General features: G+C 61.6%; 19 protein-coding genes and 1 pseudogene. 12 read left to right on the forward strand and 8 right to left on the reverse strand.

Translation table 11 applies throughout. The features are described 5' to 3' along the window. Positions 1-72: 72 nt before the first annotated feature. From BBIA_RS09165 to BBIA_RS09175, 3 genes are all read right to left on the reverse strand, one after another. Positions 73-819: a response regulator gene (locus BBIA_RS09165; protein ID WP_033491958.1), complete on the reverse strand. Its 747-nt coding sequence runs from the start codon at positions 817-819 to the stop codon at positions 73-75. 108 nt (positions 820-927) lie between these two features. Then, positions 928-1,848, reverse strand: coding sequence for a DUF7134 domain-containing protein (locus BBIA_RS15265; RefSeq protein WP_420796698.1), 921 nt, complete (start codon positions 1,846-1,848; stop codon positions 928-930). After that, positions 1,734-3,851: a sensor histidine kinase gene (locus BBIA_RS09175; RefSeq protein ID WP_162179169.1), complete on the reverse strand. Its 2,118-nt coding sequence runs from the start codon at positions 3,849-3,851 to the stop codon at positions 1,734-1,736. The genes BBIA_RS15265 and BBIA_RS09175 overlap by 115 nt, the downstream gene beginning before the upstream one ends. A gap of 275 nt (positions 3,852-4,126) precedes the next feature. On the opposite strand from BBIA_RS09175, the gene BBIA_RS09180 reads away from it, so the two are divergent. From BBIA_RS09180 to BBIA_RS09205, 6 genes are all read left to right on the forward strand, one after another. Beyond that, entirely contained in the window at positions 4,127-5,473 is a 1,347-nt protein-coding gene (locus BBIA_RS09180; RefSeq protein ID WP_033491960.1) for an alpha/beta fold hydrolase, read from the forward strand. 57 nt (positions 5,474-5,530) lie between these two features. Beyond that, positions 5,531-6,334 carry a pyrroline-5-carboxylate reductase gene (proC, locus tag BBIA_RS09185; RefSeq protein WP_033491961.1) on the forward strand — a complete coding sequence of 268 codons (804 nt, stop codon included), beginning with the start codon at positions 5,531-5,533 and terminating at the stop codon, positions 6,332-6,334. A 110-nt stretch (positions 6,335-6,444) separates the two neighbouring features. Beyond that, on the forward strand, positions 6,445-7,902 hold the full coding sequence (locus tag BBIA_RS09190; RefSeq protein WP_033491963.1) for an L-serine ammonia-lyase: 1,458 nt from the start codon (positions 6,445-6,447) through the stop codon (positions 7,900-7,902). Between the two features lie 74 nt (positions 7,903-7,976). Continuing rightward, the gene (locus BBIA_RS09195) at positions 7,977-9,833 is read left to right on the forward strand and encodes a CocE/NonD family hydrolase (RefSeq protein ID WP_051923942.1); all 1,857 of its coding nucleotides are present in this window, start codon (positions 7,977-7,979) and stop codon (positions 9,831-9,833) included. Between the two features lie 188 nt (positions 9,834-10,021). Next, positions 10,022-11,119, forward strand: a complete 1,098-nt coding sequence (gene ychF / locus BBIA_RS09200) for a redox-regulated ATPase YchF (RefSeq protein ID WP_033491965.1) — start codon at positions 10,022-10,024, stop codon at positions 11,117-11,119. Positions 11,120-11,324: 205 nt separating this feature from the next. Beyond that, complete coding sequence (locus tag BBIA_RS09205; RefSeq protein WP_033491967.1) at positions 11,325-11,984, forward strand: GNAT family N-acetyltransferase; 660 nt, start codon at positions 11,325-11,327, stop codon at positions 11,982-11,984. A gap of 118 nt (positions 11,985-12,102) precedes the next feature. On the opposite strand, the gene BBIA_RS09210 is transcribed toward BBIA_RS09205, so the two are convergent. From BBIA_RS09210 to BBIA_RS09220, 3 genes and pseudogenes are all read right to left on the reverse strand, one after another. After that, positions 12,103-12,582: a hypothetical protein gene (locus tag BBIA_RS09210; RefSeq protein ID WP_033491969.1), complete on the reverse strand. Its 480-nt coding sequence runs from the start codon at positions 12,580-12,582 to the stop codon at positions 12,103-12,105. A gap of 5 nt (positions 12,583-12,587) precedes the next feature. Further along, positions 12,588-13,097 carry an ImmA/IrrE family metallo-endopeptidase gene (locus tag BBIA_RS09215; RefSeq protein WP_033491971.1) on the reverse strand — a complete coding sequence of 170 codons (510 nt, stop codon included), beginning with the start codon at positions 13,095-13,097 and terminating at the stop codon, positions 12,588-12,590. 110 nt (positions 13,098-13,207) lie between these two features. Beyond that, positions 13,208-13,522, reverse strand: a pseudogene (locus BBIA_RS09220) (tyrosine-type recombinase/integrase); the annotation flags it as partial. A 629-nt stretch (positions 13,523-14,151) separates the two neighbouring features. On the opposite strand from BBIA_RS09220, the gene BBIA_RS14305 reads away from it, so the two are divergent. Continuing rightward, entirely contained in the window at positions 14,152-14,346 is a 195-nt protein-coding gene (locus BBIA_RS14305) for a hypothetical protein (protein WP_238548482.1), read from the forward strand. A 63-nt stretch (positions 14,347-14,409) separates the two neighbouring features. On the opposite strand, the gene BBIA_RS09230 is transcribed toward BBIA_RS14305, so the two are convergent. Continuing rightward, positions 14,410-14,865 carry a hypothetical protein gene (locus BBIA_RS09230; RefSeq protein WP_033491974.1) on the reverse strand — a complete coding sequence of 152 codons (456 nt, stop codon included), beginning with the start codon at positions 14,863-14,865 and terminating at the stop codon, positions 14,410-14,412. A 201-nt stretch (positions 14,866-15,066) separates the two neighbouring features. Continuing rightward, on the reverse strand, positions 15,067-15,936 hold the full coding sequence (locus BBIA_RS09235) for an Abi family protein (protein WP_238548483.1): 870 nt from the start codon (positions 15,934-15,936) through the stop codon (positions 15,067-15,069). A gap of 362 nt (positions 15,937-16,298) precedes the next feature. Here BBIA_RS09235 and BBIA_RS13440 point away from each other — a divergent pair, with 362 nt between their 5' ends. The 5 genes from BBIA_RS13440 to BBIA_RS09260 all read left to right on the forward strand — a co-directional run bounded on the left by BBIA_RS13440 (position 16,299) and on the right by BBIA_RS09260 (position 20,533). Continuing rightward, on the forward strand, positions 16,299-17,120 hold the full coding sequence (locus tag BBIA_RS13440; RefSeq protein ID WP_051923943.1) for an HAD family hydrolase: 822 nt from the start codon (positions 16,299-16,301) through the stop codon (positions 17,118-17,120). Between the two features lie 155 nt (positions 17,121-17,275). Further along, the gene (locus tag BBIA_RS09245) at positions 17,276-17,542 is read left to right on the forward strand and encodes a DUF4160 domain-containing protein (RefSeq protein ID WP_033491976.1); all 267 of its coding nucleotides are present in this window, start codon (positions 17,276-17,278) and stop codon (positions 17,540-17,542) included. 14 nt (positions 17,543-17,556) lie between these two features. Then, positions 17,557-17,868: a DUF2442 domain-containing protein gene (locus tag BBIA_RS09250; RefSeq protein ID WP_033491978.1), complete on the forward strand. Its 312-nt coding sequence runs from the start codon at positions 17,557-17,559 to the stop codon at positions 17,866-17,868. 188 nt (positions 17,869-18,056) lie between these two features. Next, positions 18,057-19,319 carry a HipA family kinase gene (locus BBIA_RS09255; RefSeq protein WP_033491980.1) on the forward strand — a complete coding sequence of 421 codons (1,263 nt, stop codon included), beginning with the start codon at positions 18,057-18,059 and terminating at the stop codon, positions 19,317-19,319. A gap of 389 nt (positions 19,320-19,708) precedes the next feature. Beyond that, positions 19,709-20,533, forward strand: coding sequence for an SDR family NAD(P)-dependent oxidoreductase (locus BBIA_RS09260; RefSeq protein WP_238548484.1), 825 nt, complete (start codon positions 19,709-19,711; stop codon positions 20,531-20,533). Positions 20,534-20,598: the final 65 nt, after the last annotated feature.

A 20,598-nucleotide genomic window follows, 5' to 3' on the forward strand; every position in this document is an offset into this window, starting at 1 on the left:
CTTTTGACTACCCCTCAGTCTCACTGCGTTCGACAGCTCCCCTGACAAGGGGAGCTTGTGTTGTATATGAACTCACACGATGCCGTTGTCGTAGGCGAAGACGACGGCCTGGACGCGGTCACGGGCATTGATCTTGGCAAGAATGTGCGCCACATGCGTCTTCACGGTCGGCAGACTGATGAACAGCTTGCTCGCGATCTCCTGATTGCTCAATCCGTGCGCGATCTCGACGAGGACCTCGCGCTCGCGGTCGGTGAGCAGCTCCAGTTCCGGATCGGTGTACGCCGGGCGTGCGGATGGCGACGACGCGTCGGCTGCGACCGACTGCGCCTCGGACGGAGCGCCGGCCAGCGTGTCGCCCTTCGCATACCCGTCCTGCATCATCTTCTCGATAAGTCGTTTTGTGGCCGACGGCGCGATGATCGCGTTCCCGTTGAACACCGTGCGAATCGACGACAGCAGCGTCTCAGGCTCCGTGTCCTTGAGCAGGAAGCCCGACGCGCCCGCGTTGATCGCGGCCATCACGTATTCGTCCAGATCGAACGTGGTCAGGATGATCACGCGCGTCGGACGACCGTCGGCGGACGCCTGCAGTGAACTGACGCGACGTGTCGCCTCAATGCCGTCCATGCCGGGCATGCGCACGTCCATAAGCACCACATCAGGCCGCAACGTTTCCGCCAACGCCACGGCCTGCGCGCCGTCCCCAGCCTGCCCGACCACCTGCATGTCCGGCTGGGAGCCGATCACCATCGCGAACCCGGCGCGCACCAGCTCCTGGTCGTCCGCGATCACCACTCGAATCCTGTTCTCACTCATACCTCACCACTGTATGCGGTGCTCGGTAAGACGAAAGTGGTCGACACCCTGATTCTTCCCTGAAATCATCAATCGTCGCGACGAGAACGAGCCAGATGCATATGCGTCTTAGGCGCGTCGCGTGCCGGCAAGCTGCTCGTCAAGAGAGGCGGCCGGCCGCAGCTGCATTTCGGGCTGCGCATGGCCGTGCGCTTCGTCGCTGAACCCGGTTTCACGCAGCACGCTCAGCAGCTGGCGCATGTGCTTCAGCGCGGAGCGGCCCTGCCGGCCGATCGCCGCGAACGCCGCCGCAACCGACTCGGCCGAAGGCTCCTCGCCGCGCGCCTCGGCCTCATCCATCATGCGAATGCCGGCCACGGTCCGGTCGATCACCGAGGTCAGCGTTTCGCTCACCTCGCTTTGGATGTTCGCGCTGATTCGGTCGCGTTCCATATTCGCCGCCAGCACCTTCTGCTTGGCCTGTTCGGCGCGCAACGCCTCCTCGCGCGCCTGCAGGACGAGCACGTTCGATCCGTTCGACCGCTGCCATCGCGCCAGCAGGATCGTGCCCATGCACATCGCGCCGACCAACGCCGCCCATGACAGGTCCTGCGCCCACAGCCTGAACATGCCGGGAACCCCGGAGACCGTGAAATCCGCGGTGCGCAGCATCCAATGCAGGATGCTGCCGTACCCGTAGGAACTGAGCGCAACCTTGAATCCGAACAGCACGGCGACCGCCGCGGACGCGCAGCCCGTCCACCGCCATGCGGTAGGCCGGCCATACAGCACCGCCGAATACAGCGCGCACAACGCGAACAGGTTCGAGAACAGCACCGGCTGGAATACGACCAGTTGGAATACGGACGCGATCACGACCGCGAGCGCCGCGCCTTCGGGGAACCGTCTGCGGAAGCACAGCGGCAGCATCGTCGTCAGCACGATGAACCGGCCGACCGCAAGTTCGCCGGTGGTGCCGTCCAGATAGCCGTCGAACATCGATATCGTGTTGCTGTACATGATCGCGACGAGCAGCAGCGTGCCGATGATGTCGGTCGCCAGGTAATGCCGTTCGGTCCACTGCGAGAGCCGTTCCACCCAGTTGAACGGCTTGCCGTCCGACAGTCCGGCCTGCGCGATCGGCTTGGACCGCAGGCGAGCGTGCAGTTGCGCCCACGTGGGGAGTTGGGGGAGCGTGGGGGCGGAAGATGTGCGAGCAGAGTTGCGAGCGTTGTCGTCCGTGTACGTGCCGCTGCTATGGCGGGCGGGGCGGAGCGGTGACAGGGCATCTTGTTGGGGGGAGCGTGGGGGGAGGAAAGATGTCTCCGCTCGCTGCGCTCGGGCGGCATGACATGGGAATTGGCTTGTTTGGCTGCGACGGGAGAGCTGGCTTGCTTGGCCGACATGACGGGGGAGTCAGCTTGTTCGCTCGATATGGTGGAGGAGCGTGCGCGTGCGAGCGGTGTCGCGGCGGGGAACGAAGCGTTGCCCGAGCGCGAGGGGGAATCGCCGGCCGGCATGGCGACAACGTGACGATCGGCTGGTTCGGTTCCGGACGGCTGCGCCGGTGCGGCTTGTGCAGATTCGGCCCCGCGCAGTGGCACGACGGCGTGCACGACGAACCCGCCGCCGACCTGCGGGCCGGCCGTCACCGTGCCGCCGGCCGCTTCGACGCGTTCGCGCATGCCGAGCAGCCCGTAGCCCGGCTTGTGCCCGTCCAACGCCGACGCCGCGCCGCGCCCGTCGTCGCGCACGGTGATTTCCAACGCGCGGTCCGTCCAGCGTTCACCGATGCGCACGTGCGCATTCGGTCCGGCGTACTTGCGCACGTTCGTCAACGATTCCTGCACGAGATGATAGACGGCCGTGCTGGCCGCCGCGCTCAGCAGTTCCGGCCTGGCCGTACCGTCGATGCGACGCACGATCGCGTCGCCGGACGATGCGATCGACGACGCTGCCGATGGCGTCCGCCACAAGGCGTCTGATGCTGGCGTTGCGGTCGGCGACGCCGTCGACGCGAAGGTTGCCGATGATGCGGATGCTGTCTTGACCGTTGACGCCGCGACCGGTGAAGCGGTCGCCGCCCGCGCCTGGTCGACGAGCGCGTCGATGTCCGCGTAATCGGCATGCGACGACCCGCCGAACACGCCGAACAGGCGCTTCATGTCATGCAGCGCGCGCTCCGACTCGTGCCGGATCGTCTCCATCGTCTGCCGTGCCACGGCCGGATCATGCGCGCCCGCGTACCGGCCGCCGTCCGACTGCACGATGATGATCGACAGCGTGTGCGCGACCACGTCGTGCATGTCGCGGGCGATGCGCGCGCGTTCCGCCAGCGCCGCAATGCGACGCTCCTCGGCTTCGCTCGCCTCGAGCGCCTCGTTGCGCTCCTGCATCATGCGGATCGTGATCAGACGCGCACGCTGCCAGAACGCGGCGATGACGACCGCGGCAAGACACGCCGCGATCGCTGCCAGATATATCGCAGACTCCTGCAGCAGCGTCTGCGCGCACGAGCCGGTGAATCCGCCGCCCGCATACACGGCCCGACAATCGGGGATCGACCCCGGAAGGGCCTGCGCGTACTCGTCGGGCGTGATGTACGGGTCGAAGAACGGTCCCAAGTCGAGCGCCCACGCCATTGCCGGACCGGCCAGTGCGCCGACCGCCGAGGCGAGCACGATGAACGCCGTCGTATTACGCGGGTCGCCGTACACGATCACCGAATACAACATGACCAGCGACAGAAAATCGGAAGGCACCATCGCCGGACCGACGACCAGCTGGATCACTGTCAGCCCCGCGAACACGAGCGCCGCGGTCTGCGGCCGCACGCGACGAATCGCGAGCGGCAACGCCAGCGCGACCGACCATGCGGCCATCGGACCGATATCGTATGAGAACAGCACGCCGGGCATGTTGCCCACGCTCGTGCCGAACAGCAGGCCGAACGCGAGCGCGGCCAGCAGCGCGGCGACCGAGTCGACGGCCAGCGCGCGCATCTGCCTGTTGCGTGCAAAGGCGGTTCGTATCGTCGTCAGTCGTCGCGTCATGTCCATGACCGTCCAGCGTAGCGCGCCGTCATCCGTACGACCATCATGCGTCGGGATGAAGCAGGGGAACGACGCGTGGCAGACGGCAGGGCAGTGGACCTGACGGTAGGCGAAACAGGCCCGCGATACGATCGCAAGCGGCTTGGTTGTCCCCGCGTGCGGCTGATATGGAGGACATCACGGATCCGCCGGGAAGCGTCCGCGGGACTGCGAAGGTTTCGAGGACACGTTCCGCGAACATTCCCGCCGGGGAAGCCAAGGAAAGGAATAGCGCAATGACGTTGCTTGCCGAATACTACGTGCCGGGACTGCACGTTGAGGACCGTTCGATCACAGTGCCGCTCGACTGGACCGGACATGAACCGGGCCGAGGCTTCGACGGCGAGTCGATCAGCCTGTTCTACCGCGTGGTCACCGCGCCCGAACACGCGCACGACGACCTGCCGCTGCTCGTCTACCTGCAGGGTGGCCCCGGCGGCGAAAGCCCGCGCCCGCTCAACCCGAGCTCCGACGGTTGGATCGAAGAGGCGATCAAACACTTCCGCGTCATTCTGCCCGACCAGCGCGGCACCGGACGCTCCAACCGCATCGACACGCAGGTCATGGCACGGCTCGCCCCGGCGGGCGCCCGCGCGCAGGCCGACTATCTGAAACTCTTCCTTGCCGATTCGATCGTGCGCGACTTCGAACACCTGCGCCGCACCGAGTTTGCCGGCGCGAAGTGGGTGACGCTCGGCCAAAGCTACGGCGGCTTCCTCACACTCACCTACCTGTCACTGTTCCCGGCCGGCGTGGCCGCCAGCTTCACGTGCGGCGGCATCCCGCACGTGCCGGCCGACGCGGCCGAAGTGTACGAGCACACATTCCCGCGCATGCTCACCAAGACCAGGCAGTTCTATGAGCGCTACCCGCAGGACGTCGAGCGCGTCGCCGCTGTGGCCGACCGTCTGGCCGGCGGTGACGTGACGCTGCCGAACGGCGACCTGTTCACCGTGGAGCGCCTGCAGTGCCTCGGCTCCGACTTCGGCATGAAGCCGAGCTTCGAGCGCGTGCACTGGATCTTCGACGCCGCGTTCCTCGACGGCGATGGTTCCGCTAGCGCCGATTCGCCGCTGTCCGACGAATTCCTGTCGCGCGTGGAGGCGGCCACGTCGTCGCGTCCGTTGTACTGGCCGCTGCAGGAGTTCATCTACGCGAACGGCGAGATGGATGCGCCGATCCGCTGGGCAGCGCAGCGCGTGCGCGACACGAAGCCCGAATTTGCCGCCGGCGTGCGTCCGCTCAACTTTACCGGCGAGGCGATGTTCCCGTGGATGTTCGAACAGGAGCGCGCGCTGCGCCCGTTCAAGCCGGCCATGGACCTGCTTATGGAGGACACGCGGTTCGGCGTGATCTACGACGCCGACCAGCTGGCCTGCAACGAAGTGCCGCTGCAGGCGGCCGTGTACTTCGACGACATGTACGTCGACTCCGGCATGCAGCTCGACACGCTGAGCCGTGTCGGCAACGCGCACGCGTGGGTCACCAACGAGTTTGAACACGACGGCAACCACGGCGACCGCGTGTTCAAGCACCTGTATGCGGAAGCGCTGAACCGCGGCGATCTGGAACCGCTGTTCTGACCTTCCCGTCGTCACAGCGAAGCGCACGCACACACGGCAAACGAAAGGACATCAATCATGAGCATGGACATCACCATCGGATTCATCGGCTACGGCAATATGGCCCAGGCCATCGCGCGCGGACTCGTCGACGCGGGCGTCGTCGACGGCGGTCGCATCGTTGCCTGCGCTGCGCATTACGACAAGCTCGAACACACCACGGCCGAACTCGGCGTACGCCCGCTGCACAATGCGACCGAAGTCGCCGCCGCGGCCGACGTCGTGATCGTCGCGATCAAACCGTACCAGATCGAGTCCGTCATCGGCCCGATCGTAGGCGAACTGGCCAAGCCGGGCAAGATCGTCGTGTCGATCGCCGCAGGCTGGGATCTCGCGAAATACCGGGATCTGTTCGGTGATGCGTTCGCGGCCGCGCACGTGCAGTGCACGATCCCGAACACGCCTATGGCTGTCGGCAAGGGCGTGCTTGTCACCGAAGCGGACAACACGCTCACCGATGAGCAGAACGCGACGTTCGAGGCGCTGTTCTCGCCGATCAGCCTGATCGAACGCGTTGACACCGCGCACATGAACATCGCCATGTGCATCGCCGGCTGCGCGCCCGCGTTCACCGACATGTACATCGAGGCGCTCGGCGACGCCGGCGTCAAATACGGGCTCCAGCGCACCGCAGCTTACCGCATGGCCGCCAAGATGGTCGAAGGCGTGGGAGCGCTGTACATGGCCACCGAAACGCACCCCGGCGCGATGAAGGACGCCGTCTGCTCGCCCGGCGGCACCACGATCCGCGGCGTCGTCCAACTCGAAAAGGACGGCTTCCGCGGCGCGGTCATTAACGCGGTGGACGCGATCGAGGCATAATCTGTCCTCCAACGGCGTCAACGCGCGCGGAACGGCCGGCACGGTCGGGACGATACGACGATCCCGAACCGTGCCGGCCGCACGATCAACGGCAACGGAAGGAGCATCGCATGTTCAGCATCCTCGACATGTTCAAAATCGGCGTCGGCCCGAGCTCGTCGCACACGGTCGGACCGATGTGCGCCGCGCACGAGTTCGCCGCATCGCTCGTCTCCGGCGGGCTGATCGACCGCGTCGCCCGCGTGCGCACCACGCTGTATGGCTCGCTTGCCCTGACCGGCATGGGCCACGGCACCGACCGCGCCTCCGTCGCCGGACTCGAAGGCGGACTGCCCGCCACCGTCGACACCGCGCACGTGCTGTCCATCAAACAGGAATGCGAGCAAACCGGGCGGCTCAACCTCGCCGGCGTCAAGGACATCGCCTTCGACTACGAGCACGACGTCGTCTTCGAACTGTGGCAGCGCATGGCCGCCCACCCCAACGGCATGCGGTTCCAGGCATTCGACGCGTCCGGCAACCTCGTCGACGAACAGGTCTGGTATTCGATCGGCGGCGGCTTCATCCGCAAAGGACACCGGGACGATCTCATGATCGGCATCCACGACCGGCCGCCGGCAGGCACGTCGTTCGCCGACGAAGACGAATCGTCGTCCGTCGACTTCGGACCGGACGTGCCGTACAACTTCACGTCCGGCAGCGAACTGCTCGCGATCTGCAAGCGCGAGCGCATGCCCATCGCCGACATCGTCTGGGCGAACGAAATCGCGATGCGCCCCGCAGAACAGGTACGCGCCGAACTGCTGCGCGTGTGGACGACCATGCACGAATGCGTGCTGAACGGCTGCATGAGCCCCGTAAAAACGTTGCCCGGCGGACTCGACGTGCCGCGCCGCGCTCCCAAAATGTACGCGCGGCTGTCCGCCAACAGCGACCTGCTCAACCGACGTCGGCGTTCGGACGCGGTGCTCGAATCGTCCGATGCGGCATGGGTCAACCTGTTCGCGCTCGCCGTGAGCGAGGAAAACGCGGGCGGCGGGCGCATCGTGACCGCGCCGACCAACGGCTCCGCGGGCATTATCCCGGCCGTGCTCGAATACTACTGGCATTTCGTCGACGCGGCCGACGAGGACGGCATCGTCACGTTCCTGCTCACCGCCGGCGCGGTCGGCTACCTGTTCAAGCGCAACGCGTCGATCTCCGGCGCGGAGGTCGGCTGCCAGGGCGAGGTCGGCTCGGCCTGCTCGATGGCCGCGGCTGGACTGTGCGCCGTGGTCGGCGGCACGTCCGCGCAGGTCGAGAACGCGGCCGAAATCGGCATCGAACACAACCTCGGCCTCACCTGCGACCCGGTCGGTGGACTCGTGCAGATCCCGTGCATCGAACGCAACGCGATGGCCGCGAACACCGCCATCAACGCGGTGCGCATGGCCATGCTCGGCGACGGCTCGCACATCGTCACGCTCGACCAGGCCATCAAGACCATGAAGGACACCGGCGAGGACATGATGGCCAAGTACAAGGAGACGTCGCAGGGCGGGCTCGCCGTCAACGTCGTCGAATGCTGAATCCGAACGCTTAATCGGCCGTCGAGGCGTATCGGTACGGCCTCGCGGACATGGCACGAAAGGAAGACCGTCGCATGAGCGACATGCAATACTCGTACGAAAACGCGATCCGTGAATTCGTGTACATCGAACTGCCGTTCGACGGCGACGCGGACGGGCGCAACGATCTGGTGCGCGCCGACATCATACGCCCGCGCGAACTCGACGGCACGGCGACAATCCCCGTCATCATGGACCCGAGCCCGTATTATGAGCTGTACGACCGGCACGGCGAGAAATTCGAATACTCGCATCCGGAGGACAAGTGGAACAGCCCGCTCAAACTGTTCCCGTTCTTCTACGACAACTACTTCGTGCCGCGCGGCTACGCGGTCATCCTGCTCAGCACGTCCGGCACCGCGCTGTCGGAAGGATTTTGCGACATCGGCGGGCCCAAGGACATCGCCTCCGCGAACGCGGTCGTCGACTGGCTCAACGGGCGCGCGAAAGGCTACATGACGCGAGACAGGCGCACTTCGGACAACGAGATGACCGCCTACTGGGCGTCCGGGCTCGTCGGTGCGATCGGCAAATCCTACGACGGCTCCGTGCCTAACGGCATGGCCGCCACCGGCATCGAGGGTCTGAAGACCATCGTGCCGATCTCCGCGATCTCCAGCCAGTACGACTGGTACCATCCGCACGGCGCGCTGCTCAACGGCGACGACGCGGACGGCGGCTGGTTCGAACCTGACAACTTCGCCGTCACCCTGCAATCCACCGCCGACGGCAAGCTGCAGCGGTTCAACACCAAAGGCGGCTGGCAGCGCCTGCACGACGGGTCCGACAAGGAACATCGCAGCACCAACGAATTCTGGGCCGAACGCGACTATCGCGCGCACGTCGACCGATTCAAGGCCAGCGTGTTTCTCGTGCACGGCGTCAACGACCTCAACGTGATGATGAACCAGGTCGACACGTACTGGAAGGCGCTGGGGGAGTGCGGCGTGCCGCGCAAGATCTGGCTGCACCAGTACGCGCACGACGACCCGTTCGACGTGCGGCACGACATGTGGCTCGAGACGCTGGAACGCTGGTTCGACTACTGGCTCAAAGGCATCGACAACGGCATCATGGACGAGCCCGAAGCCTCGATCGAAGACCCGGACGGCAACTGGCACGAATACGTGAGCTGGCCCGTGCCGGGAACCGCGCCGCACACGTTCGGCGTGCGTGCGATTGGCGGGGATGATGCCGGTGCCGGCGCCGCCTGCTCGCGGCTCGGCGAGTTGGTTGAAATCAACGATATCGACGACGATCGCGATGACGGTCAGAACCAGCCGGTGCCGGCCGACGGCGAGCCGACACGCGTCGCCACGATCAAGGGCGCGCGCATCAAGGAACTCACGACGTACGCCGAATCGCACGCCGCGCACGACGACCGGCTGCTCGCCGTCAGCGCGCCGCTGGAGCGCGACCGACACATCTCCGGCACGCCGCGGATCAGCCTGCGCGTCAAGGCCAGCACCGCCGACACGAACCTGTGCGCGTCCATCATCGAATACGGCGAAGGCAACTACGTGCAGGTGAGCGAAGACATCCACGCGCTCGTCGAACTCAAGGAAAAGCGCCCGCCGGCAGGCGGCACGTCCGACGACGACAAGGCGATCTTCCCCGTGTGCGTGCCGCGCAAGTCGCACGAAATGCAGAACATGGTCACGCGCGGCTGGATCGCCACCGCGCACAAGGACTCGTTCGCCGAGTTCACGCCCACGCCGGTCGGCACATGGATGGACGTGACGTTCGACCTGCTCGCCACCGACTGGACCGTGCGCGCTGGGCACAGGCTCGCGCTCGCGATCTACAACAATTCCAAGCGTCTCGCCGCCGTGCCGTTGTCGGACTTTACGATCGACCTCGACTCGGTGCGGCTGACGATACCGATGGCGTGACGGTCGTTTGCGCAGTGTTCGCGCGGCGGTGAGGCGGCGTGTAGCGTTGACGGTTCTGCGGCGTTGGACGTTGGTCGTTGCGTGTTGATTGTCGGGCGCCGTTCTTCGCATCGGCTCCCGGCCGGTCGGCGACATGCCCGGCCGGGTTCGCGGGACCGACGTCCACCTTGCCGCCAATACTGGGACACATGTCTCTTACTATCGGAATCGTCGGCCTGCCGAACGTCGGCAAGTCGACCATGTTCAACGCGCTGACGCGCAACAACGTACTCGCTGAAAACTACCCGTTCGCCACGATTGAGCCGAACACTGGCATCGTGCCGCTGCCCGACAAGCGCCTGCCCGTGCTTGCCGAACTCGTGCACACCGAAAAGATCGTGCCCGCGACCGTCACGTTCGTCGACATCGCCGGCATCGTCAAGGGCGCGTCCGAAGGCGAAGGCCTCGGCAACAAGTTCCTCGCCAACATTCGCGAGGCGGACGCGATCTGCGAGGTCGTGCGCGCGTTCAAGGACGACGACATCGTCCACGTCAACGGCAAGGTCGACCCGGCCGACGACATCGACACGATCAACACCGAGCTGATCCTCGCCGATCTGCAGACCATCGAGAACGCGCTGCCGAAGCTCGAAAAGGACCTGCGCGGCAAGAAGATCGAGCCCGCGTATCTCGAGGCCGTCAAGAAGGCGAAGGTCATCCTCGAGAACGGCGAGACGATCGACCATGCGGCCGCCGCCGGCAAGATCAACAAGGACGACATCTACGACCTGCACCTCATGACCGCCAAGCCGTTCATCTACGTGTTCAACGTGGACGACGACGAGCTGTCCAACGACGAGCTCAAGACGAAGCTCGCCGCGTCCGTCGCGCCCGCGCCGGCCGTGTTCCTCAACGCCCAGTTCGAGGCGGACCTCACGGACCTCGACGAAGCCGATGCCCGCGAGATGCTCGCCGACGCCGGGCTTGCCGAGTCGGGCCTCGACCAGCTGGCCCGCGTCGGATTCGACATCCTCGGCCTGCAGACCTTCCTGACCGCAGGCGAGAAGGAGGTGCGCGCCTGGCAGATCCACAAGGGCTGGACCGCCCCGCAGGCCGCCGGCGTGATCCACACCGACTTCGAAAAGGGCTTCATCAAGGCCGACATCGTCTCCTACGACGACTTCGTCGCCGCCGAAGGCTCGATGGTCAAGATCAAGGAGGAGGGCAAGCTCCGCCAAGAAGGCCGCGACTACGTCATGCAAGACGGCGATATCGTCGAGTTCAAGTTCAATGTCAGCAAACACTGATATAGAGCCAATCCTGTTGGCACAAATCCAGTGCCAACATGTCAGGACACGCCGGGTTGGCACACGAATTGTGCCACGCCGCATCGCCTAGTCTGACATGGGCATGAACAGGACCCGCTCCCTAAATATGGGGGCGGGTCCTTCTGCTTCTGCAGTTCAGTGATAGCATGCAGACTTATTGATTTCGGTCAGTGAAAGGAACGAAATGAGCGAAACCATCGAAACCGAACGCCTGCTGCTGCGCCCGTGGAAGGTGAACGATGAGACCGAAGCGGCTTCGCTATTCCGTTACGCTTCCGACCCTGAAATCGGATTGCTGTGCGGATGGCCGCCTCATACCGGCGTCGAGGGCAGCATGAACGACATCAAGAACATTCTTGCCGTGGAGAACAACTGGGCTATCACCATCAAAAGCAATGGCGACGGGCCGGTCGGCAGCATCGCGCTCAAACCGGTCAGTCACTACACTGTTGACCCGGTCGAGTCTGATGATGCACTGAGAAAACAATACGGCGGGTATCTCGGTGATAATGCACTGGAACTCGGCTACTGGATTGGACGCCCGTTCTGGGGCAGGGGCTTTATGCATGAGGCCTTGAACGCCGTACTCGGATACGCTTTCGGTGCGTTGCATAAGGACGCCGTGTGGGGCGGGCATTACAAGGAGAACACCCAATCCGGTCGTGTGATGGCTAAATGCGGCATGAACCCGGTATGTGAATCGAATCATGACTACTTCGGCCTCATTGACGAATACCATGATGACGTATTCCGTATCATCACCGCCGGCAAATGGGACTTGGAACATGAGGCCATCAAGTATGCGAGCGGCCTTGCACTGAAGATGTTGGAAGAAGCGGAATAATAGAGCTTTCCGGGTTGTGCGTTGTAAGGAGGCATGGAAGGCTGCTGTTGGCAATCAGCCTAGCGTTCGACAATGAACTGGCTGACTGTGCCGTCGGCGAGCGCCAAGGCTGTTGCGTCTATTCTCCGGTCCACGGGATGGGGAATCCGGTTATTTTTGCGAGCGCGTATGCTATTGCGGCGAGTATCAAGGCGGAGATCAGGGTCGTGAAGACGAAGTCTCCTATTAGGCATGCCTTTCGGAATCGCGGGTGCCGTTGCGAGAAGAGACGCATGCGTTCCCCTCTTGGATGATCTAGGTACATTGACGTTGCGCAGGCGTTGAACAGTCGCATGAATGGGCAGTATCGCAGCATGCGTAGCACCTGTTCCAGATCGAGGCTGGTGGCGCGGCCGCTTTTCGTTCCTTTATCGACGGGATTGAGTGGGTCTTCTTCGAGATTGTCTATGGCTACGGAACGGTTCTTGGCGGTTTTCTCGTATTGTTTCGATTCGTCGTCCCGAAGCGTTCCCTGTGCGTTGTCGTCTCCGTGTTTTCCGCCAAGCGCATCGGTGTCTTGGTCGAGGTATCGCTCCTCGATATCATCGTCTGTTGCCAAGGCCGTCAGTCCTTTTCGGGAGGGTTCTTCTTGAGTCGTTCGCGGCGTTTGCGCGCGGCGTCGAGGGATACGCCGAATCTTGCGGCGATGTCGATGAGGCTGCGGCCTTCGTGGAGCATGTCCATGAACGGCTTTTCCGGCATGAGCAGCGCGCCAGCGAATTCGTCGGCGTAGAACTCGTGCAGGTCGTACCGGCCGGGCTCGCGTCGTTCCACGAAGGAGAAGTCGTTGTCATCGGACACGTCCACACGTTCCACATAATGGCCTAGCTCATGGGCGAGGGTGAACCTGCGGCGCGTCTCGGTCTCCGATTTCTCGACGTAGGCGCGCGCCTGCTCGTTCGGCTTTTTCACGATCATGCCGGACAGCTCGGTAGACAATGACGCCTGATAGGGCATGATTCCCATCGCCTTGCTTATGGCTGCGATTTTGACCGGGAAACGTCCGTCCCAATAGTTGTCGAGAACGTCCTGCGCATGCTCCCGAGCGGACTGCCATACCAGTTTCGCCATCATCGCCTCCCCACGTGCCTAGCCTCATTAAACACCGAGCGGCACGCGTGCGGCAAGGTTTATCCACTGCGTGAAACGTTCGGTGACACGTGTTTCACGCAGCGGAGGCGGGGTCAGGCGGCCCTTTCGACCACTTCGGCGTCGATGACGTCGGTGTCGTCGCGGAGGTCGGGTATGGCCTGTCCGAGGAGTTTGGCGAGGCTGGCCGTGTCCCTGTGCGTGTAGTGGTTGGTCATGCTGATGCTGGTGTGGCCCATGATGGCGGTGCGGGCGTCGTCAGGCATGTTGGCCCGTGCGGTCATGCTGGCGGTCCAGTGGCGGGCGCTGTGGATGGTGACTGGCGGAAGGCCTGCGGCCTTCAACGCTTTGTTCCAGTTGTATCGTTCGGTCGAGCTGCGCACGGGGTTGCCCTGCGAGTTGGTGAAGATGGTATTTTGGTGTTCGCCCTAAGAGGTGTTAGGCTGTGAGGCGAGCTTGAAAGCCTGAATCCGCTTTTGCTGGTGGGGTGGGATTTCCGGCTCGAAGCCGCGTGGCCGGCTGCCGCAGGCATCCGATGGCGCATCCATGAACGCCATCCGCGAGAGCTGGATGTCATCGCCCACTGGCAGGGCCAGACGGTTTGGTCGGACCGATGTCACAACAGACCTTCGGGTTTAGTCATGCAGAAGACTGTAATTTTTTGACTTCACAGGGATGAAGGGTTAAGGGTCAAAACGAACATAACCAAGGCCAAAAGCCTCATGCTCGCATCGGCGCGGGCCGCAATCCCCGCATACTCAAGACTCGTCGGCATGACTACCACGTTCGTCTGTGAGGATGGCTTCACCCTGCCCGTACGGTGGGAGGCGTCGAACTTTGCCCATCTGTGTGGCCTCGACTACTACACCGACGGCACGCGCACCAGACGATACCCGTACGTCAGACTCTACGAACATATGGTATCCGGCAAACGCATCTCCGAACGCCAGCTCTCACCCAACGGCGACCCCAGATGGCTCCCGTACAAGGCCGAAGCCATCATCGGGGCATTCCACCTCGATAAGGCCCCGAGGTCATCGTGGAATCTGGCAACAGCCGCATCCTCTTCTACGCCGGCAACACCGTATGGTGCATCGGCATAGGCCACGATCTCGAACGCGACTACTACTATCCGCAGTCACTCGTACGCAAATCCTACGAAAAAGCCATGAAACCTGGCAGCGCCATCCATGTCATCGGCCACATCGAATACCAGCCAACCACAAACAACTAAATCAAAAGCCCCGGCGCTCGCAGACGAGCGACCGGGGCCTTCTTCTTGTTGCGTCTCGGTTTTTTATTGCTTGCTCATGCGGATGGTCATGGTGGTGCCGAGCATGGACGCCTCGTAGGTGAGTTCCTGCTTGTCGGCTGAATACGCGAAGTCCTTGGTGTCGTCCTGCGACGTCATGAGCGCGGTCTTCATGGTCTCGGTGTCGCCCTTGCTGGTCCATTTCCAGTCGCCGGCCTCGCTGGGTGCCTCGTAGCTGCCTTTCCAGTAGAGGCTCTTGGTGTCCTGGCCGACCCAGTTGATCTCGATGGAGTCGCCGCTGATGGTCGCCTCCATCCACGAGTCGTCGCTCTTGGAGTTGGTCTGCTTCCATGTGCCGGTCAGGTCGGCGGGTTTCGGCTTCTCCTGCTGCTGGGTGGTCGTGCTGCCGTCGTCGTTGCCGGTCGTGGCCGACGTGGTGCCGCATGCGGCCAGTCCGATCAGCATCGCCGTGGCGGCGAGCAACGCGATGGTTTTCTTCATGGTGCTCTTCTTTCTTCTATGACCGCACGGTCGTTCGTGCGGCGAAACCTATATGATTCCGGCTGATTCGCCATCGTTGGCTTTAACCGATCCCGGTTGCGGGCATGCCGTGCTGATTCGGGGAGAAAGAGAACGATCCCGCCTGGTTCGCCGCGCATAGACGCTCGCGTGCGGGGTGCTGTCGATGTTCATGTTATCGCCTCATTCCCAGTGCAGGGGCTGCATCAGCCTCGTCGTGTAGTCGGTGTTTGCTTTGAGGAACGTCAGCATCCGGGTCGAATATGAGTCGTCCCGGTTGATCTCGTCCACGAGATACAGCAGCGCTATCAACGCCTGAGCCACCGATCTGCCCTCGTAGACGAGCGACGGGTATCGTTCGCGCATGTCCTTGGTGACCGGCGGTACGATGACCATTTCGCGATGCCACAGTCTGCTGTGATGTGAGCATAGATTGCGCAGATAGACCATCGCGTGGATGATCTCGGATGCGGTGCGCAGGTTGGTGCGCACGCCGAGCGACCGGTACAGTTCCTTGAGTGCTGCCGTATCCCTGTGCAGGCTGAGCATACGCGACACGGTGTCGAACGGCATGGTCTCCACCGCAGCCCATATCGGCACCGGCTCGCCCGCTTTGCGATAGTGACGGATGCATACCTCGTTTGACATGTCCATCCATTTGCGGATGTTCGCAACCAGTGAAATGCGAAGCTCGACGCCCTTGCGGTTGGTAATCGACTCGTATGAATCGATGTCCGCATACGAATACGCACCACCGTTCTGCGCGACGAGATATTCGAAACGAGACCTCACCGTCAACTCGATAAGAGCCGTGCCTCGCAGGATCATGGGACGCAGTTCGCTGTCCAGTCGATATGGTTCGAGAAAGTCCGAGACGTTGACGTTCGGTTTGAAGTCGTTGTCTCCATGCGCTGGATCGTTCTGGAATGCACGGAAATAACCGGACAGCCGGTAGTAGTTGGAATCAAACAAAATCCGGCGCATTGCGTCGTGATCCGGCACGGTCAGGCCCCGTGACTCCATGAGCTCGATCATCTCATCCAAGTTCTTCACGGGCTTCACCGACACCTCCGGAAATGAAAAGAGCCTCCCGGGTTGCGCACTGTAAGGAGGCGTGGAAGGCTGCTGTTAACATCCAATTTAACATCCGGGCCCGACCATGGGTGATTCGCAGCCTCATCATGCTGCCACAGTGCGGGACAATCGCGATGCTGTGCGACCATTCCCGGCAAAAATGCGACGCAGTCCGGTGATGGCGTCGAGTTCAAGTTCAACGTGTCGAAGAAGTAGTTATTGAGCAGTGTGAGGGCCTTGGAATTCCAGTGATTCCAAGGCCCTCGGCTATTTCCTGTTATAATTGCCCTTCTTGCCAGACGCGATTATGCGCATCACTGTAATGAACGACCGGGGGTGTTATGAGTCTTAAGTTGCCAATTCTCGTTGTTGTCGATCTTGATGGCACGTTACTTAATGAGAATGGGCGGGTCTCCTCTCGATTGCAAGACATGCTTGGCCGAGCTAATAATGCCGGCGTTCTTTTCGCCGCGGCATCAGCGCGTCCGCTTCGCTTGGTAAAGCAAGTACTGGGGCCGGTATTGCCTTTATTCTCCGCTTTGTTTGTATCTAACGGTGCGCAGATTGTGGATGCAGCCACGTGCCAGGTTATTCATTCTGAACTGCTTGATGAGAGGCAGTGCGCTGGCATTATCGCTATGCTGAAAAGTAGATATCCGCAGGCTGGATTCGGATGGGAGTACAGGGAAGGATTCGGTTGCGATCAGGCATTTTGGGACCTGCACGCGCATGGAGGAATACTGCGTGATCCGGATTCTCAACGTATATCGTCAATTCCGAATGCTCCGGTTCTTGAGCTTGTCATGGCAACACCCGGGTATAAAGCGGATCAGTATATTGACGGTTGCCATGAGTTGATTGGTAAGGACTTTACAGTTACCGATTCCAGCGGCGGTGTTATGGAAATCTCAAATGCTCATGCGAACAAGGCGTATGCTTCACGAGAGTCTGGGCAAAAGCTGGGCACTGGTTTGAGGAATGTCATCGCTTTTGGTGATGGGCTCAATGATGTTCCATTGCTGCGCTCGGCGGGGATGGGCGTCGCTATGGCAAACGCCGATGAGCGGATCAAAGCTGCCGCTGATGCTATCGCTCCGTCCAACCAACAAGATGGGGTAGGGGTCTTCCTCACCAACTTATTAAGGGATGAGGGTCTTTTCTAACAATGCTGGAGCACAACGAAACCTGTTGCTGACTTGAACCCTATTGTGTGATCATGACCATGCATAGGTCGATTACCAGCGATGACGCTCTTGCTACGGGAATATACTCAAGACAGAGATTTAACTCATATGAGATATCGGATGGGAGGTGTGGCATGCTGGAGTTGAGTCGTTTCTTCGGAATCATCATCCGCATGATGTATCAGGACGAGAGCGAACATCACAAGCCGCATGTCCATGTGTACTACGGCGACTTCAAGGCGTCCATCGGCATCGACGGGGAGCTGTTGGCCGGCTCACTTCCAGCCAAGCAGTACAAGCTGGTGGTGGCATGGCTCGTATTGCATGAGGATGAGCTGTACAAGGCGTGGAACGAGGCCGTGTCCGGACGCCCGTTCGACCGTATCAAGCCGCTTTCGTGAGGAAGGATCCCGTCATGTTTGAAGTGAATGGCATCCTGTACGCGGATGAGCCCGCGCTGGAGTTGGAAATTCGTTCGGCTCGTGTCACGGATGATCATGTCATGCTGGTGACGTTCTCCACGGGCGAGACGCGCCTGTGCGATTTCACCGAAATGTACGACGACGTTCCCGCCTTCGCCCCGCTGTGGGATAAGAAGACGTTCGAGGACTTCCATATCGATCACGGGATTCTGACTTGGTGTGACGGTGACATCGACATCTCTCCCACGTATCTGTACGAACACTCATACGAGTACGCCGCTTATGGCGAACTGGTTTCGGCGTGATGCCGTATAGCGATGGCGTCGAGTTCAAGTTCAACGTGTCCAAGAAGTGACCGCGGTGATTGCTTCATAGCATCGAGGGCCTTGGAATTCCAGTGATTCCAAGGCCCTTGTCTATACTGTATTCAGTCGTCGCCGCACCAGATCGTGTTGAGATGGGTTTGGTGTGTGTCTGATTGGGAGGAGCGGATATGACCGGTTATGTGTTGCGTCTGTATGATGTTCCGCTGCTCCAGTTCGATGCCTCGTACGGTGAGGGGCTGTTGGCCGGCAAGGTCGAGGCGCATGTCCGTTGGTTCGACGAGTCGAAGCGGATGCTGTTGCCGTTCCCGTTGGCTCCGGAACCGGATGACACGAAGCTCACTACTTGGCTGGAGCGGCGGACCATTCCGAAGAACCGTGAGTTCGCGGCCCAGATTCTCGCGCAGGCCGGGTTGAACATCGCGGATACGCTGGGCATCATCGAGTTGTGCAAGGGGCTGTCGGTCAACGATTCGTTCTGGGTGGAACGTGATGATGAGGATCTGAAGTTTGCGGACATCAATCTGTATGACAATCCGTTGGACGAGACGCTCGCGATCGTGGCGTATACGGGGTACACGTCGAGTGAGAAGCATGCGATCGGTCTGTCGAGCGAGTGGACGACGGATGGCCAGTTCCCGAAGGCGTGGCGGCATACGGGTGGTGGTCTTGAATTGTGGAAGGCCGGTTCCGAAGGGTATGCGAACGCCGGACTGGAGCCGTATTCCGAGTATCTTGCCTCGCAGCTGGCACGCAAGATCGGCGTGAACGCAGTCGATTACCGTATCGCCCGTTGGAAGGGCAAGCTGGCTTCGGTGTGCCCTTCCATGAATTCGAAGGATGTGTCGTTCGTGCCGTTTTACGCGGCTACACAGCTCGCCTCGTTCCCTGAGATCCTCGCGGTCGCCCGTGCCGTGTCCGTGGAGTCGTTCGAGGCGATGCGCACGATGCTGGTGTTCGACGCGCTTATCGTCAACCAGGACCGTCACGCCAACAACCACGGCTTCTTACGCGACAACCACACCGGTCGTATCCTCGGCCCGGCCCCGTTGTTCGACCACAACATGTCACTGTTCAAGAACGACATGCGCTCCGATTGGGAGCATGGCGCGTGGACGCCGAAAGTGTTGGAGGAACGTCAGCCGTCGAACTCGCGCATGACGTTCTACAACCAGTGCGAAGCCATCATGGGAGCGGCACAGCATGAGATGCTGCGCAAAGCATTGGACGTCGCCTTGGAGAACGATCCGACATACCCGCTTGAGGACGGCCGCATCGAAGCATTGAACGAGTACCTGCACGCCGCGGCCCGAACGCTGCTTGACATCCCCGTGGTGAACGAGTCGAAGCTCGCCACCCAGCTCGACACGTTGCAGCCCGCCATCGAATATGCGCCCGTGATTCGCAACAACAGCCTGCTTGAGGAAGAATAATTGGTCGAGTTCAAGTTCTCCCCAACGTCTAAGAAGTGATTGTCGGGTAGTGTAGAGGGCCTTGGGATTTCGGTAATTCCAAGACCCCCTGTCATATGTGGAATCAATGGTCGCATGTGTGTGCCGTGTCGGGAATGACGTATTCGAGGTCTGCGCATGGGCACGCTTTCATCAAAGTGGGTTCGAACTTGTAGCTTCACCCCAGGCTTCTTCCGCCGTGCGATGGCGTGTGTTGCATGCCGCCCGCGACCTTGCCGTCGAGATCGTTCCTCACGGCCGCCGTAATGGCCTATTGTCCATAATTTTGCAGATGTCTAAATCTATGCTATCTTGACATCTGTAAATATATGGACATGTGAAAGATTGGATATCATGGCGAATGACATGGCATGCCAGCGAGTGACAATCAATGGCCAGCGGGAAAGCGATCAGAAGGATATCGCCGTTGTCACCGGCGCGTCATCCGGTCTGGGGCCGCATTTTTTGAGGCGATTGTCAAACGGTATCGCGATCTTGACGAGATCTGGATCGTCGCCCGACGCGAGCAGCGGTTGCGTGCACTCGCCGAGCGGCACGGCGATTCACACGCGCGTATTCGGGGCATCCCACTGGATCTGACCGGGGTTGACGCCTACGGGAAATTGACGGTGCTGCTGGAGGATTTGCGGCCGAATATCCGTGTGCTGATCAACAACGCCGGCTATGAACGCGAGGGCGCGCTGCGCGACATGGACCCCGTGGACATTCGCGCCATGATCGATTTCAACACGACGGCCATGACGCTGGTCAACCGCGTCTGCCTGCCATACATGGGCCGGGGAAGCTTCGCGGTAATCACTGGATCAGTGTCGTCCTTCGCGCCGATTCCCTGGCAGGCCGTGTATTCCGCGAGCAAGGCGTACACGCGGTTCCTCGCCCGCGCGTTGCATGAGGAGGAACGTGCGCGCGGCGTCAATGTAATGCTGTTCAGCCCCGGCAACATGGACACCGAAATGAACGTGCGCGGCGCCGCATCCGGTAAACTGGCTCGGCTGCCGTACCTTGATTTGCGCAGGGAAACGGCGAAGGCGTTGGCGAAGGCCGAACGCGGATGCGCGAACTACACGCCGCTGATGTTCTACAAGCTGTACCATGTGTTCGCCAAGCTGGTGCCGACCACGTTGGCCGTGCGCGTCACCAGTCTCAGGTCTGGCGGTGCCGTAAGTCGGGGTTGATGGTCATGGCCGGTTCGCATCATCCCTGTCGTTACGAGGAATCCAAACACAGTCACCGGCCGGAG

It is taken from the genome of Bifidobacterium biavatii DSM 23969 (assembly GCF_000741165.1).
GTDB lineage: Bacteria > Actinomycetota > Actinomycetes > Actinomycetales > Bifidobacteriaceae > Bifidobacterium > Bifidobacterium biavatii.